The organism is Endozoicomonas sp. 2B-B (assembly GCF_053470045.1).
In genome coordinates this window covers 2,720,231-2,738,644 of sequence record NZ_JBLZMU010000001.1, presented here as the reverse complement: position 1 = coordinate 2,738,644, position 18,414 = coordinate 2,720,231, and the positions used below count along the sequence as shown (strand labels likewise).

At 52.1% G+C, this 18,414-nt stretch carries 2 protein-coding genes (1 of these 2 running past the window's edge); both read left to right on the top strand.

The features are described 5' to 3' along the window. The first annotated feature begins 538 nt into the window (after window positions 1-538). A complete protein-coding gene (locus ACOMHB_RS10855; RefSeq protein ID WP_448216633.1) occupies window positions 539-8,488 on the top strand; it encodes a hypothetical protein in 7,950 nt (2,649 codons plus the stop codon). 30 nt (window positions 8,489-8,518) lie between these two features. Next, a protein-coding gene (locus ACOMHB_RS10850) for a TcdA/TcdB catalytic glycosyltransferase domain-containing protein (protein WP_448216632.1) crosses the window boundary here: on the top strand, window positions 8,519-18,414 show its start. Its footprint extends 18,616 nt past the window's final position; the window shows 9,896 of its 28,512 coding nt (coding positions 1-9,896); its start codon is at window positions 8,519-8,521; the stop codon falls past the right edge of the window.

Sequence of the window (18,414 nt, the reverse complement as noted above, 5' to 3'; positions counted from 1 at the left end):
TCCAATTAACTACTTCATAGCAAACAATCTCTTCTACAACAGAAGTTTTAGAAACCTTGGTTTTAACTCGTCACCAACAAGAGGTCAGCAATCATATGAAAGATTAATAATCGTTCATTATTCAGATAAAAACATGGAAGGCATAAGCGATTCTTTAATACATTGCTTTAAACTTTATAATAAGTACCGCACTGAAAAAAACAGCGTCTTATACAATGCTGTTGATTCAAATCAAATAGAAACAATAACACTTCAAAAAGTGTCAGGAGTAACGCTCAAAAATATTGGCGAAGACACTAAAGTCATCATGACTGGAAGCCTTCATTTCTATAATAGCGACTTGAATGTATATGATACTTTCTATTACAAGCGCTTAATGTTAAAGCTATCAGCGGTTTTGGGAACGTTGATCCCAAAAAATACCAGAGTACAAACCATAAAATTCTTTTTTGATAACTCTGCACAAGGCATTGAAGATTCTGAGGGTGTACTAAATACCAGCCAGAAAAATTATATTGTACCTGAAGTTTTAAGGAACTTGGCCAAACAAGGTATCTATGCAAACTCAGCTGTTGCGATTCGAGGATTCTTGTCAGCAGGTGATCCTCACGGGCCGTCAACCTCGAAAAATGCCCCCTATCCAGATCTCAACCGCATTGTTTTTACCCTGGACCGTAGCGGCGCCGTGACATACCGAGCCAAGTTCGGGTTGGCCTCCTTTGACCTCGAAAATGAGTTTATCGAAAAGACAAGCAAAGAGGATCCGAACGATGACAAACTCACAAAAGAATTTACCGAAGCTCTACTCAAAGGAGAGTTTGCTGATGCCAAACTCAACGATGATTTGGTCAAAGCCGTAATCGAAGACAGGTCTACCTTTGCCGGACTCGAAGATGAGTTGTCTAAAGCCGTAGGCGAAGATGAGCCTGGGGATCGAAGAAAAAATGCTGAAAATTACACATTACACTTTGAGTTCAAAACCGCGATCTTTCATGGATTAAAGGAACACCCACGGACTGAAAAAGCCACTTTCGCCACTTTGGTTGCAGGAGAAACTATTCGTTTGGCAGACACACTTAGCCTTGCAATGAGTTCTCACACATATACTCAGTGGCTTGAGCGCTACGCACTGCGTTTCAGCGCGCCTGATCAGATAGATCAGCTTGAGCAGGCAATGGCCAATTTCCATAGCAACGAAGAAAAGACCAGAGCCTTCGAAACCCTCAAACGTCGGATACGGGTCAAGGCATTCGATATCTACACTCTCGATCCTAAATCGATACTGGGTGCCGCCAAACTCAACAAGGAATACAAAAATGATTTCGCCAACATCAAGCTTCTCACAGGTCAGCTACAGATGCCTTGTGACAGACGTCGAAGAGCAGCCGGTGCCGACAGCTGCGATGCTCAACGCAAAAACCTGAAGTATGCCCTCCGGTTACTTTCCGGCTTCAAAACCCAGCTCCATCTTGATGGCAAAAAAGATATCGCCTTGCTCAGAACCACCAACGAAGGTGAGCGCTGGCTGCAAAATTTTTTCACCCGGTTTCGTCGCCTCGAAGCCAAGGACGCATTAGCTGACACCCGGGGCATGCACTCGGTCATTGCCCTGAACGAAGATTCGTTTACCCGTGCTCAACAGCAGATAAAAGACGGGACCTTGAGTGGCCAACCCCTGTTGCTGAAAACCACCCCCTCTGGCAGTTATGCGCTGCTCACACCCGATGGCCGGGTTCAGTCGGCCATCGCCGGGGGAGACGGCAACCGCGTCACCGTTCTCGGTCGGCCAGCCAGAATGATTGCCCATGCTTTGGAGACACTGGTCGACTTTACCCCGGACCGCTACATCGCCACCCTGACCGTCAGCGATCTTGCCAGCAGCAACCAGTCCCGCGGAATCACAGCCCTGAACGCCCTGAAAACCTTTATGACCCGCTCGCCCACCCATGGCAAACCCCTGGTGGGCAAGCTGATTGTCGAACCCAGAAGTGGCAGCCCCCAGGTTTTCAAACGACTGGTGAAAGATATCCAGCATCTGATGCCGAAGGACCGCCCGGCGATTGAAAGCCTTGTGCTGCGCTCACCCGGCACCGGACAACCGGAGTACCGCCTGCTTCCTGGCGAAAAGACTGTGCTGAGGTCGCCCCGGCCATCGGATTCAAATCCCCCGCTCCGCTATTTGCCGCCCAGCCACCTTTCGGTTCCGGTGCCGCTCCGGACTAAAGACAGCCTCTCAGGTGTGGCCTCTGAACGAGCCGAATTCAGGCAGCGGCTGCTGGAGTTTGACACCGCCCTGGGGGACATTAAAGCCCGGCACTCACTCGCCGACAGCATGGTTCCCCAACTGGATACCCTCCGTCGGGATGGCCGTGGCTGGCGCATGGACTTTATGGAACCCGATACCCTGACCCGTAAGAACATCCGCTTTACCTCCGGTGCCTTTGATCGCTTCCGGAGCTTTCTCCAGGGGACGGGTCGTCAGGGATTCCGGGTCAAAGGAAAAAAATCTTCCACCAACGGACTGGAAAAGCTCAGGTCTTTTATAGGCCTTTACGACCTGATAGCAGGGCTTTCCCCTGTGGGACACCATTACAAAAATCCCCCGTCTCAGAATATGACGGACACCCAACAGCAGATTTATACCGGGCGCCAGACGCTTTTTTATACGGCTGTGGCATTGCAAGGGATTGAGATCATCAATCTCGGGCGACAGGGGATCAAGACAATCATCCCGGCCATCCGGTCGTCATTGCCCCCCGGTCAGAAACCACCAAAGCTACCCGATATTCCCGGGTCGGGCAAGTTGCCCGGCGGTCTGAAAAAAGTCGGCAGGCTGGGTAAAAAAGTCGGTCGTTTTGTGCCCATACTGGGTCTCGCCGTGCCGGGAGCCAGTCTCACCCTGACCCTCATTGAGTACGAGAACGAAGAGGACCCGGAAGTCAAGAAACTCATGGAATCCATGGTGACCTTTGAGTGGGTGGATACCTATGTCTCCGTCATTTCAGAGTTCCTCGGGCCAGTCGGGGCATTTATTGACGGGATCATGCACTACGTCAGGGGTATTTTTCAGGAGAACTATAAAAGGAAGTTAGAAAAGCTGGCCTACAAAAAGTTGCAGGATGCCTCGGGTGAGGCTGCCAAAATCTTTGACCTGATCCACGCCCAGCTGGACCCCAAAAGCTTCCTGGCCAACAAGCAGACCCTCAATGCCTTGATGAGCGGGGATGGCAAAAGTCTCCTGACCCTGAACATCCGGTCTATCAACCTGGTGAACCAGACCCTGACCTACGGTGGCGTCTATTCATTCAAGCCCACCTTAATCGCCGGGAAAAAAGACAACTGGAAACAGAAAAACTGTGAGAAGATACCCTATGTACCTAAGGCTCCTTTACGGCACTGCGCCAGCGACATCAACCGGATCGAATACTCCCCTGACACCTTTAACCTGATCGACGATGCCCTGGCGACATTGTGCCGGACGGAGTCGCGTTTAACCGGGTATCAATGCTCAGACGGGGTATTCCGCAACCTGGGGCAGATGAGCGATAAAAAGGTCATTTTCATGCCTTCTGTACCCCCGTGGGAGGTCAAGCTCCTCTACTCTCCCTTTGACCAGCGCGATCCAGGGAGTGCGCCAGACAACAGTTCCCCCGGTGCGAAACTTCTGGATGCTGTCAGCGACAGCAAGCTGAAACGGTTATACCAGAAAAAAGTGAAAGACACCCGGTATACCGAGTGCGACGGGCTTGGCTCATGTGATGACATCAGCTACGACTATAAATACCTTGGCCAGATGTTCACCCATACCGACAGTTTGAAATACCGTCAGTCAACCAGCAGACTGTATCTCGATAACAAGGATCACGTCGTCCTCTTTCGCGAGGTCTCATCGACATTCTCCCGACTTCTGAAGTATGACGTGTATAGTCCTGAAGGGGCCAACAAAACCTACGCCCTGATATCCAACGGTAAACACACTATCCACCTTCACCCCCAGGGGCAGACGGCCTCTACCTGGGTGTTGAACTACGACGGCAAGCTCCCCTATGCCTGCATTACTGAGCGGGATGACCAGGTACAAAACTGTCGGTCCTGGGTGAGCCTGTCCTATGAAGATAACCGGGACTTCAAGCTGGGTGAGACCCTTTTCCGATTTCCTGAACCAAGACCACACTCCTGGTATGAACAGGCTTCCTCGTATAAAGTAGTGGCCCGGGATCCCAACGCACAGTTTGAGTGGCGGCTGCTGGATCAAAAAGTGATTCAACGCTTGTACGACAATAGCGGACTGAATGACGGGCCATCAAGGGCGTCGAAACTGAACAGAATCATGAGCCGTTACAATGCGGCCAGCCGGTTCCTGCCGCTGGAGCTGAAAGACTGCGACTTCTCACCTCAGATCCGTGCACGCTGTATGGCCGGAGCGCCGGAGCAGTGGCTCACAATCTGGCTGGCGCCCGAAAAACCGAACCCATGGGCGATGAACAGTGCCTTTGACCCGCCACCTATGGGACCCGATCGGCCCTCGCGGGTCGAGCAGAACCCGGCCTGGCTGCAACACAAGCAGGACTGTGACCGACAGGCCAATGAGTATCTCAGTAAACCTTACCGCTGCTTCCCTGACAGGCTGGGATTGGCGGAAGCGAACCGGAATCAATTAGACCGTATCCGACTCTGGTACGACACCCTTAACCGTCAGGTAATCCGGCTCATTGCTGCCAGTGCCGAGCTGCAACCGGTCCAGCTGCAACCGGTCCAGGGAAACCCGGCTACCGGCTACTATTTTTTTGACTCCGCCAACGGCCAGGTGTTATTTCAGAATAAAGAGGCACTGACCCGGGAAATCAGGCACTTCGATGAGTTGAGTGCCCGCTCGTTTGGCCGCCATGTCTCAAAGATAGTACCGAACAAAGATGAGTCACAATTGCTGGTATTTGATGCCCCCTATTATTACCTGTTGACGGCCAGCCCGTCCGGTCAGCTGGCTCACCAGGTGATTGCGGCAGAAACCCTGGATGGCCAGCTCAGTGTACCCCCTACCCCACCTGCAGTGGCATCTGACACAACGACATCCGACCATGGGCTGATTCCCTTGCGGGATGTCGATAGCTACGACAGTCGTCGTCTTCTTAGGACCGGTTTTTATGACGACGCCACCCGAACCTATATTACCTTCCTGAGCAGCCTGCTGGATGGCGACATGCCAAACAATAGAAACGACGGAAGCCGTTTACAGACGATCAATGAGCGTGTCCGGAGGGCACTGCGTGAAGAGCACCTGCCGGTCCACAAGGTGGTGGTTCGGGGCCAGACTGTTTACTACATTTTGTTCAGTCGGCACTCCGGCAAACTGTATTACTTCAGCACCGACGTGAATCGCCCCGGTGGTATCCAGCGGCTGAGCTCCGGTTTCCATTTGATCCGCCCTGCAGGTGAGAAGCGAGCGCTGGAAAAGGCAAAAGTAAAGGCAAAGATAGCCAGAGTCGGCGTCTTCAGGCATGTGCAGGCGCACTCCGGCAGCCTCCTGGCCGATACCAACGGTGGCTACCGGCTGTGGATACCGGACAAGGCCTGGGATAACACCCGGGTGGTCAGCGAAAACCTGTCGGTGGAGTCAGGACCTTTTAAGAACTGGCAGGTGGAAGCCACCGGGCAGATCGTCGCCAAGTCGAACGATACCCTGAGTGTGCACCAGTTCACCCCCCAGTCTGGCCTGATGGTGGACAGCCTGAACCTGGGCAAGGTAGTCAACCTGATCTTCGCCAAACTGACCATAGAACACCCCGGTACAACCTGGACCACCGCCAGTGCCCGTTTTTTCATCCGTGAGCTCAAGAGTTTGCTGCGAGACCGGCTGAAAGGGGCCCGGGAGGGGTTCTCGGCCAAGGTGGGGCTGGTGCCGCTGAGACCCATCACCGCAATCATCGACCACCCCCTGTTCAGCGCGATCAGGCAACTGGACGTCTGGTACTACCTGGACAGCGACACCCTGCTGGCAGCCAACACCCGTGACCAGTTTGAAGTCATGGTGAACGACGACGGCCAACTGCTCGCCCTGTCGGACACTCGCAAAGAGGAGGCTTTCGAGTTTTTCCGACAGCCTGATCAGGGCGCCAAAGGCCATCCCTTTTGTGGTGAGGCCGCCGCCGCTTCGCTGACCGGGGTGCCCAGTGAGTTCGATGACCAAATCTCCGTTCCCTGCCGTTACATGGCTAAGCGTATCGACTTGAGGGGTAGCCACCACTGGGAACAGGGTGCCCGGGCGTGGCGCATCCAGACACCGACGGCCCAATACCTGGCTAACCGGGAGCATCTGGCCCTGGTGGCGCTGGACCTCAGCCTGATGGGACCCAGAAACACCACCGGCGGCCTGGTCTACTGGACCCGGCAAGATTTTAACCAGGCCATGGGATCTCTGCCAGCGGGCATACGCCAGAAGGCTGACACCGAACTGATCGCCCTCACGCTGCGCCCTGGCTATTCCCCAACCCAGGTAGCCTGGATGGATTACCAGGGCCAGAGTTCCCGTAAACAAAGACTGTTGTTCGGTTTGCCTGGCAAGGAGCACGGCGTTCAGCAAGTGATTGGCAGCGTCCGGAAGTTCTCGCTCCCTCCGTCAACGAGCACGGTCGTTTATAACCGGAACAACCAGACGCTGTACCGGGTCACCCAAAAGGGTTACCAATCACTGGGGACCTTTGGCAGGGTCGCCGTGATGGCCGAGGGTCTGCTGCTGTCAGGAACCCCCAGAGCCGACAAGATCAAACTGGAAGCGTTGCGGCTGGACACTTACTACCAAGAGCATCGGGTGGCCTTTGTCCGGAACGGTACCCGACAGCGGTTCGGGATCATGGTGGAGGGCCAGGGTGGGTCCGACGTGATTAAACTGGATGAGACAGACTTGTCATTTTTTACCCGAATCCTCATCCATCCCGGCCTGGCTGAAGAAAGCATCACCAAGCACGACAGGGCACAAACCCGCATTGAACTGAATGTATCGGCCTTCCTCTTCCTTGTCTGGCGCCGGGGTCAGAACCTGGTGCTGTCCAACCGGTTTACCACCGGCGATGCCGAGATCGAGATTCAGCAGGTCTGGGCCAGACAGCACGACCAGTTCCTGCAACCCACAACGCTGGTGTTCAATGACCTTGAGCTGTCATTATCCGACCTGGCAGCACGGGTGACGGACTCAGGTCAGGGGGTCGTCCTGCCACTCACGGTGAGCAGCCTCGTCAGGAAGGAACGCCTCCGATTCATCAACGCCACAGCCAGCAACCCCCTGTACATCCAGCAGGACCAACCCGTAAAAATCGTCACCTACCAGGCGATGGACGGGATTAAACTGACACTGGAACCCCTGAACGCCACATACGTCAGACGTCAGGTGTTTATTACCGGCACAGGACAGTGGGGCTGGGAGCCGGGCAGTGTTCAGGTGAGCGGGCCGAAACCCGACAGCGGTTACCAGTCATGGCCGTTTCTACCCACCGTAATCAGCTCGTCCGCCGTCGGTAACAGGACAGCGAGACTCTGGGGCAATAGCCGCAGTAATATTCTGTACCTTGGCGCCGACGCCCGACAGTGGTCACTCCGTGGATGGGGCGGTCATGACCTGCTGCTGCTGGGAACCTCAGGCAACATCGCAGCACGGCCAGAAGTGCTGGCAAACCGGGGCGACCAGTGTGACAACCGGAGGCTGGATACGCCCGGCAACACCAGCCTGTGGCAAGCCATCCTGGACTGGACCCGCCCGCTGGTCGGCGGTGTTGGCAATGACGTCTATGACCTGCGGGCGTGCAGGCCAGCCCGCACAATCGACAGCCGTGGCAAGCATTATGTTCTACTGTCGTCCGGGTCTAAGGCGGATTTACGACGTTTGTCGGGTGATAACAGCACCGCACTGTTCTTTACCGACCTGACCCCGGAACAGGTGGCGTTCAGCCAGTGTAACCCGCAGGCGCAGAGCAACCTCACCCGCAGCAGCAACTTTACCCGCAGCAGCGCTTCCCTGCCATTGGAGAGCCAAACCTTCAGGATCATCAATACCCGTAACAACCAGACAATGGCGCTGGTGAAACCGGAGGTGCTGGCCAGCCTGCACTTTAAAGGTGGACAAGTCAGCCTGAACCCTATGGCTATGATCAACAGAAATGACAGTACGTCAGCCATGGACGACAGTGACGGGGGAGAGAATGAAGCCGTGACCTTTCTGAACAAAATCATTCGCAGAGGGCAACGGCTGGTGAATTACCTGTGCAGCCTGGCCGGAGGTGAGAAAAACAACATTGGGTCGGAGAGTAAGCGGCCAGTAGGAACAAGCCTGAATAATACGGAACTTTACCAGCACTACCAGCGACTGGTTCAGGACCTCAGTGCCCTGTCAGGCAATTACAGTAGCGGGAGCCCATCGTTTGCGTCATCGGCAAGCCAGGGAATGAAACAAAATCTGACGACTCCGCAACCTTTAACTAGGATAGACGGGGGCTGAACAACCTGTTAGTTACGGAGAGCTTCCCGTATGCCTGCCAGTCTGACCGATACCAATCCTCTCAATCCTTCTCCCAAAAGACAGTGGCTCGAGACCAGCAATGGCTGGTTCTACTCGGCCAGTGTTAATACTGATACTTTTGCCATCAAGCTGTCGACGGACCGGGCCCGACCGATGTCGGGCTTTGCCACGCCAGCACACATCAGTACTGTCAGGACAGCCATTGACCGAGCTTTCTGGCTAGTCGAGCAGTCCGGTCTTTTTCCTCACTATATACATCGGAATATCAGTATTATCCTGTCTGACCGTGATTTGCCGGGGCAGAATATCTATTATGATGACGATGGCGTGACATTTTTAATCGGGCAATCGATCATCAATCCGTCATCATTGCCCCAGGCTTCAGGCCAACCCTCCAGTCTGGCCGATGCTCCCGGAACTGACCGGCTCGTTGCCAGGTTGCTAAACAATATAGCAATGGTCGTTTATGAAGCCTGTGACCCCAATAACTTCTGGTCAGAATTTCAGGCTCGCCAGCATGGTTCCGCAGAAAATAGTGGTGGTTTAATCCCGTCTCCCATCAGCCAGACTGATGACGTGGTTTCCGCTATAGCCACTCAAACACAGCTCGACTTTATCTCTGAAACCCTGGCTGCCAAATGGTTGAATCAGAAAGTATCACCGGTTTCACTCTATTGGCTGGAGTCTTTGTTTCCTGATCTGTTCAATGCCCCAAAAAATCCTGGGAAGCCGCCAACTCCTCTAAGTGCCCAACTGCAAGCCAGACACTGGCATTCTAAAAACGATCTTGGTCAAACACTTGCCTGGCTCAAAAGCGAGGAGATCCCTCCAACAGGCAATGTTACCAGACCAGTGCCTGACAGTTTTTTTGCTTTCACACCCGTCGCGCCTCTTTTGCGCATCGACGAGACAATAGCCTGTCCTGCTTTTGGCGATGGTTACCGCACCCGGGTTAACGGAACAGAAATAGGCATCAGGGTATACCCCCAGGGCGACGCCGCTCCGCCACTGCGACTGGTCGACATCACCCTTGATGTGGAAGGCTACCATTCACTCGGTTACAAGAATCCGGCACAAACGCTCCAGCGGCTGGTTTTTGACCTCAAGAAATTGGCAGGACTGTTTCTATACGGTGGTTTTAACCGGCAATTGCTGACTTTTCTTCACGGACTGCAGATTGCCAGTGATCCGGGTGGCCCGGATAACAAGGTCCCTCTTATCAAGGCAGAGTCCGACCGATTGTTTATTGACAGTGACGCAACCTTCACAAACGACAGTCAGCCACTGATTCGTCTGGGGGCCGCTGATCTTTCCCGGCACTCTGACGAGGCTCTTGGACACGGACTGTCATCCCTGTTGGTACCTGCATGGCGAAAAACCCTGACCGACAATGCCGTGGCTGTGGCCGGTATTGAACAGCTCTGGGGAATCACTGACAACAGGCTGAAAGCACTGCAACCGCATTATGGGCTTGATGAACGCTACCAGGCCCGGCAATGGCCACAAGAGTCCGGCGATCTCTACCAGCGACTGGTGTCAGGCCAACGCCATGATCTCAGGAAACGAGGTGGCACAGCGGAAGACTTTGTTGATGCCGTCCGGGAACTTTATCAAGGTGACGGGCTGGCGCCAGCACTTGCCAGCGTTATGGGAGACTGGCAGGCGTTAGCTGAGACTAACCACACAGCCAGGGAAATGGCGGATTTGCTCGAGGCCATTGTCACAGTTTATGGCGAACAGCCGCTGCGCAGTGAACAATGGTTTTTCCTCAGGGCACTTGATGCCAGTCTGGACTGGCTGACTGCCAGAGACCCCGACAACCCGTTCCTGGCAAACCTTCAGCAACTAAAAAAAAATGACGAGGCACAACAGGATGAATACGATGGTCTGTTCGAGCCGGAGCAGGCGCCGCTCTTAAACAATTCTACCAGCAACAATGCCACCAGCAGCGTTCGGGGCAGATTCCTTACCCTCAAGGCTCTGGGTGACTGGATTGGGGTTTACCTGACACGGGACTACCTGACCAGCACCAGTAACCAGACCCTCGCCAGTGACCTGCGGCAACTGGTGGATGCCAGCGAGCTGTTCAGACACCGGTTGAACAATACCGAAGGGTTACGGATGCTGTCGGGCAACGTAACAACCCCGATAAGACCTGACACCCTTGGCGATATACACGACCAAGGTTTACTGAAAATACCCCCCGATGAGCGCAACAGGACGATCCCCGGAGAGTATGTCAGTTTAATTATCCCCGGTCGCAATGGTGCATTCCCCGACAGTCAGTCCGGCCCGCTGACCTACCTGCCAATCGAGCATGGTAGGAAAAATGACACGGCTTATGATCTTGTACCGGTTAACCAGACAGTTAATAACGGCACCTTCACGCTGATCCCTTTTGATCCGGATGAAGGGGATTTACCCTATGGTTCCGGGTGGCTTGCAGGCCATCTTTCGTTCTTTTACCAGCTGGGAGAGGCATTGCAGCTGGCGCTCGGGCTGGCGCCAGAAGCAGATACCAATGCGGCCAAAAACCGGATTCGTACTGAACTGGGTTTGCCACGGCAGGACAACCCCGGACAGGACGAACTGTCGTTACCGGTAGTAAACCCCCGTCAGGTGATGATCAAAGAAACCCTGCCCGTACAGGTAAGGTTTAATCAAACGACAGCGACAGACAGTAAAAAATCCATAACTCTGGCAGTGACCGGATACGGGTCTCTGGGGCGTCATCTGCAACTGACAGCAGAGCCTGACGGGAAGGGTACCTATCGTCTGCAACTGGCTGCCATTGGCACAATAACTGCGCTTGACGACTCACCGCCTCTCCCCCTGTGGCGCTATAACGCAGTGACCAGACCAGTGGCAAAGCGCAGAGTTCGCCGTTCCGATACCGATCCTGATTCTGCTGAAGTTCAGGACCTGAAATTAATTGACAAACTGATTCCTGACTCCGATGCGTTCCTGGAAAAATTCGCGCCGTTATTAGAGTATCAGCGCGCCGCAAACGACCACTTGAACGCACGTGTTGAAGACCTGCTAGAAGCTTTTGTCAAGCTTGATGGCTCTCGCCATGAGCAGACTCCATCTACCTTCGCTTTGGTATTAGGGGTCTACGATCAACTCATTGACCTGACCGAGAACCACCCGCTGGAAACCGGTGAAACATTTGCGAAACTGGCTACAGACATCCAGAGCTGGATTGAATCCAGCATGGTGCCAGTCCCTGAAAAGCTGCATTTTGTCAGCATTAGCCCAACGGCCGGGGAGCTAAACCGGGTCTGGTTATGGATTGCAGCCAATTCAAAGTCCGATTTACAAATAACCCTCTGGTACGACCCGGACGCAATGCTCACTACTCTGCTTACCAATGCCCTCAAAAAAGCAGTGATCAGTCAATTAACCAGTCAATCCAGTCCCAGTGATCCGTCTAATTTTGACTCGGATTTAATGGAAGGATTCATGAAGCTGCAAGACCAGGCCTGGAAATTCATAGAGTCAGACATGAAACAGGGTCATGGATTTGATCTGGCGGTGAAGAATTTTCTGGTGCGCCACCTCAACCATAAATCATCGGATATTGATGAGATAAAAAACCAAATGATGAATGCCTACCGGCGATTTAAACAGAAGGTAGAGTCTTCTTATCCCGGTGCGAAGTTTTCCCGCGAGGATATTAAAACGGTCTGGACCGATGCTTACGGAGAAGAGGGAGATAAGGCCAAAGGTTACTATTTAAGAGAGCTGGGGTTACGTGGTAACAAGCATGCAGCCAGTGCACTGGTGAAAAGCAGGGTGCTTGGCACTCTCGGTGGTGTTTATTCTGATACGTTCCTTTCGCCGGTCATTAATAAGGATCTTTTCAAGGGTATTGATTTCTCTGACGTCAGCATTACCGATTGGAGCAGGGTAATGACGGTACAGGTACAGCTTGTCATCCAACAGCTTGGCAAAGCATTCCTTCCTGATGACAAAGACCCTGCGATTGAACAAAGGGTTGCAGACGATCTTGCCTGGTTCGGTAAAAAATACCCCCGGTTAAAGAATGACATCGAGCAGCGTTTGGCGAGTGCTGATCCCTCGCAACTGTTTGAACCTCTGGGAGAAGTTAAAATTATTCCCGGTACGATCGACCTGCCACTAAAAAACATGCAAAGTCGTTTTTTTTCAGTATCACAGGGCGACCCGACCATGAAGGCGGTCGAAAACAGCCTCTTATTAAAATACCAGACGATTGATCAATATAAATTGCCAAGCGTAACAGATTGGAAATCTATCCAGGATACAAAAACGTTTTTCACCAAAGCAGGAATTGATACCCCGAAATTGGCTTATTATCGACTCGGTGGTGTATGGAAATTTTCGGAAGGCTACCAATTACTGAATGGTGATGACGCGTTGTCAGCAAGCAATAGTGCAGTAGATTGGACTGAAAGCCATAGAGCTTTACTTGATTATCTTCTATTGCCTTCCGGGACACGCTATACCATTTCCAGCGAAACAGAAGCTTTCTGGTACCACGAAAACGACATCACAAATTATATTAAGACGGATCCGCAGAGCACAAGCCAATACAGCCAACAACTGATTATCCAGCTGGATCCTGCTGATAATAACCCGATCAGCAGGGCGTGCCGTTACCTGTTTCGCAAATATAAAAATCACCAGCAAACTTATAACTCAATCCGTTGGCTGGTCATTGATAATGGTGATTGGTTAGATGGAGAGACAGGCGCAAAGGTCAACAAGGTCGATATTGGCAGGTTTCTGGACATTGAAAGCCGAATTCATGTGGTAGGTCTAGGTAACTCCGGGAGCGGGAAATTTACCCTGAGCGGTCAAACCGCTTCTGAACTATCAAAAAAAATCAATGAATTGACTGGTGATACCCCGGTTAAAACCATTAATCTGATTGGCTCAGGCATTGACGACAATGGTCTTGTCAGCCAGTACCTGAAAGAAACCCTGAAAGCAACAAAAACCTCAGCAGTGACTGCCCGTGACGGTCTTTTGAGAGTCGATATCTGGGGGCGCCTGTGGGTTGGCCTGCTCTCTGACTCGGGTCTGGCGACCTGGTCACTGGCCGACAGCTCTGACAAGCTGAAAGCCTTTCGCATAAGTAACGGTGAAATCAAAGTCGAACGCTTGTCCGCAAAAGACACATTGGCTGAAGGTGCCATCAGACTCCGTCAGCTGCCCTCTGTTTTGTCAGAGAACAGCGGGTTGCTGGGGCCAAGCAATCCTGATGATCTGGTGCCGACCCTGACCATGTTCAAGCACAGTCTGGAGCCGCATCTGCTGGGTGTTCTCGAGCCGAATGATTTAGCAGCGCTGGAGAGGATAATCACAAAATTTGACCAACGTCGTCAGGACGGAACGGCTCTTGGAAAATACATGCTTGTCTATCGGATGCAGAAAAAACTGCCCAGAATTCTTCCTGGTGGAGCTGTGACCTCCCATCTGGCCGCGACAATAAACCAGTACCTGCTGGATGCTTTGGTCGAGGTACCTGAAAAGCTTAACTTTATCTGGATTGGTCGTCTCAACGAAGGTGTTAAAGCTCATCTCAAGGTCTGGGCCAAGATGGTTTCTTCCTGGCCGCTAACGCTCTGGTACGACCCGCAAGCGTTGCTGGCGCCGGTGCTTGCCCGGGAAATACGTAACGCTGTTGCCGCTGAGAAAATACCCGAAGCATTTCTGGCAGAAGCAAGTAGCAAACATGAATTTTTGGCACGTATTTTTCAGCTACAAGATCTGGCCTACAGCACTATAAAAAATGGCATTGCCCAGGGCAAAACCTTCGACGACATGGCAAAGGTATTTTTAGTCAACCACTTGGGTATGGATCGAGGAGAATTAGCACAAATACAAAGGCAAAGCCTGAAGGAATTCACGGATTTTGCCAATGAACTGACCAGGCTTCGGGGCAACCCCGGATCCGGGGGATTCACACTGGCCGATATCAACCAGCTCTGGCAGGCAGGCAATGAAGCCAGCCTGAAAAAGTGGTACGAGAAAGAGCTTGGGCTGAGGGCGGTTTTAGCAGCAGCATCGGACCTGATAAGAGTAGATCTGCTTATTAAAGATAAGAGTGAGGGAGGTGTCTATTTGGATGTCGACTCGCTACCTCCTTATAATCAAAATTTGTTTAAACACATTAACCCTCCGGAAAATCTTTTAATTGAAGGCCAGCTGAATAATTTAATTAATCATCTGATTATGGAGTATTTAAGTGAGCCAGGGCCGGAACAACTTTTTCCTAAAAGAAATCCTGATCCGGAAATACAGGAGAAATATAATCAATTAAAGGAAAAATACCCTGATTTTACCCAGGCTGTTAGAGAGGTCATAGCCAATCACAAAAAAGAGCCTCTTTTCGTTTTTCCAGAATCCATCAGGGCTATTCCTGGTTCAGCAGAAATAACCTTGGTTTTTTCAAAAATGGTCGAGCCCAGAAATAGTTTAATTATTGCGCCACGGGACAGCCAGGTTCTCAAGACAGTTAAGCAAGAAATGATAAAACGGCATCAGTTGATTGAACGTTTAGATATAGACAATCCATCAAAACTTTATAGTTACGATCTCGCTGAAGTCAAGGCAGCCGTTATCAATGAATTGGGAATCGATCGAGTAACCGCCGGTTTTTTTATTTCATATCGGACTGATGGAATAATGTATGGATCCGGCTCGACCTTGCAGCTATCAGGGCCAAGTGTGTTTCGTGATGTCATGAAGCAATATTTCAATGCTTATCTTTCAGGAGAGGATCTTCTTGATTACGAAAAAAAATCCTATTTCACGCAAATTAATCCATTGGCAAAGATTGATTTAGTGAGTTTGGAAACTGATGAACAGGCCAGTAGCTGGGTCACCACTGTTGATAAAACCGTGCGTTATGCCCTGAACGATGAGCAAGACAGCCATTATGGCAACCAGATTATTCTCCAGCTGGGTAACAGCGACAATGAAGTCAAAGCCAGCTTTTACCTGAGGAAAAAATACCAGCCCTATTTTAGCTGGCATATACGACTGGAGCCTGATGGTACCTTGATTAATCCAGTGACAGGCCGTGACATTGAGCTCAGGATATTGCGAGCCGGTTTTATTAAAGACGACACACGTATTATTGTTGTGGGTCATGGTAGTGAGGGTAACAAGGCTGGCTTGGGCCTGTTTCGCAAAAAGGCCGATTCCAGAGAGTTTCTCCTGGGCGGGAAGACGGTTGGCCAATTGGCCGAGGTGCTCAAGCGCATAACTGGCGGGCAATTTGTCAGCACCGTCAGTTTGGTGGGTTGTGGCGCTGCTGCCAGCGGGGAGCACTACCCTGTGGAAAAGTTCGCCAGGAAACTGTTTGGTAAAATCAGGACAAAACGAATCACTGTCCGTAATGCCCTGGTGGCGGTGGATATGCTCGGGCGCAAATGGACCGGCATTCTCCCTGCCGATGGCAATGTGCTGTGGTCACAATCAGACCCTCGCGTCAAGCTGGTGCTTGAAGAAGACGAACGGGGACAGTTAATGCCCCGCCAGCTCCCGGTTGCAGAAGGGCTGGTGAAAAAACTCCGGAATTTACCCGCTTTGCCCCTCGGCAGGAATTATGCCTATCTGGGCAAGAATGCCCCTCATTTCGATCAGGCCAGACGCTTACTGCTTGATACGATTATCGACAACAATCACCAAAACAATGGCAGGCAGAAACTCTCCGACCTGGTTGACCATTACAACCTTCGGCTGCAACAAGTCACCCGTGATAACTTTTCCCCTTACCGGTTGATGCCGTTGCCGACTGTCGATGCTGAACTGCCTTTTGTGCAGACAGGGGCACCAAGAAAGCTGCACCTCAGCGCCTTTGTTCGTGCAGACTCAATCGGTGACCCGTTTTCGGGTATTGGCTTGCTGGCCTATGGTAATCCTTATGCGCAGGAGAACTTTTTCCAGACCCAGCAGGCGGGATATCAGCTGGCCCGGCAAGTCGCAAGCCCGCCATCTGACGCCATGGCAACACTGTTTACCCGCCTGCTGCATGGGTCTTTACAGGACATTATTGCACCCGGTGGCCACGACATAGATCCGTTCCGGGTTTCTAGTCCTGATCTGCTGGTTTCGGTATTGGGAAAAGATGACCTGCTTGCCCTGAATGCCCAAAAGCTACGAAATGACTTTTCCGAATTGGCCCAGCAGTACGTCAAGACTCTGAGAAGGTTATTGGGTGACTTTCTGGCCGACAAACGGGCGGAACAAAAAGCACCGAGACTGAACGCCTGGAAAAGGCATGAACAAAGAAAGTCGTTTCAAAATACCCTTTCGCGTGAGGTTAAAAAAAGGCTGAAGCACCAACCGGATGGTAAGGTCAGTTTCACGGATCCTGTGCCTCGGCCTGACAGAGAGTCTTTTGCTGGCGACAAACCTGGCAAATACCTGCCTGTTGTCGCCAACCCTGCGGGCGAAACTTATGTTCTGGTGAGCGTGCCAGAGTTTAACGGCGGGATTTTTCCGGACAATCTGCGCAATATCCTGTTTATGCTCCAGTCCTCAGGTCCGCTGGAGAAGCGTAATGCCCAAACGCTGATCAAGACCATTGAGTCAGCCTATTCCCATCACTCAGCCTCCCTGCCAGAACAGCGGCTCGATGAAAAAATGGCCCGACTGCCGCTGGCTGATGTGGTCACACTGGCCAATGAAATCGAACACTTCGACACCGGGCACCGGGCAGTCCAGAGCCTGATGCAAAAACTCTTGTCGCGTCTGGTGGCCAGCGTAGTCACCACGCTGGAAAACGGTGACAAACCCAATCGCCAGCAGAAGCTGCTGATTGCGGAGTTGTCCAGCCGACTTCCCGACGACAACAGCGGCTTCAGGGTTCCGCTTCCGGAAAACCCTGAACACCGGGCTTATCTGGACTTTTCTCTGCCCTACGACGAAGATCGCTATTCTTCCTCACAGACCGTTCTGGGGGCTCGTTCGCCCTTTTTTATCTCTGCCATTGATCATAATGCCTATCGCTCCCAGCTGCGTGAGCTGGCGCAATGGGATGAACCACCAAAAGGACTGGAGGATGTGATTGGCTATTTCAATAAACCGAATAAATTCATCGATAGCCTTCTGCTCTGGCGCAAATGGCAGACAGAGAATGGTTTGGAGACGATCACGCCACCCGTTGATATAAAGCTGGCACCCGACCGTTTGATCTTCGACAGCCGGGTGATTATACGGCAGTGGGAAAAAAATGAGCCCGCTATCATTCAGGTCGGACTGTCGAGTGCACGACCAGAATCGTTTGATTCCCACCTCACCCGGGTGATGACCCAATCCTGCGGACTGGCTCTGCTCCTGCAACTGCATGCAAGGCAGGCACCCCACTCTGTTATCACCAGGGCTATGGAAATATGGGAAACGGATGACCCTCGATCTCCTGCTGGCCGTTACGGTTTTAACAACGGACTGAAACTGCAGCCGCTGCCCGCTGACAGCGATCCGCTTTATCAGCTGCTGGCCGCTCAGAGTAATGACCATGATCTTAAGTTTGCCCGGGGCTCTGTGGATGATTTTCATTGGGCACTGGAGGTATTGTTCAGGGAAGAGCGCCTTGCCCGCTCCGTCAGAACCGTTATTAATCACCTCGAAATAAAGCCGGAGACCACTGTCGATGGGTTTGTGCAGGGTCTGGTTAATATATACAGGGATTACTGGCAACAGACGCAGGATTCGCAGCTGCGTTCTGCGCTGGCGTTGCAGAAAGCGGATTACCAGACGTTGGAAACAGGAATATCCAGCTCCGGTTTGCCCGCTGAAGACAGGGAAAGGTTATTGACAGATTTGGGTTCTATGCAAAACCCTCCAGACACAGGCGGAACGTCTTCATACTTCCATGGTCACAAAATCAAAGCGGGCAGTCCCGGAATTCT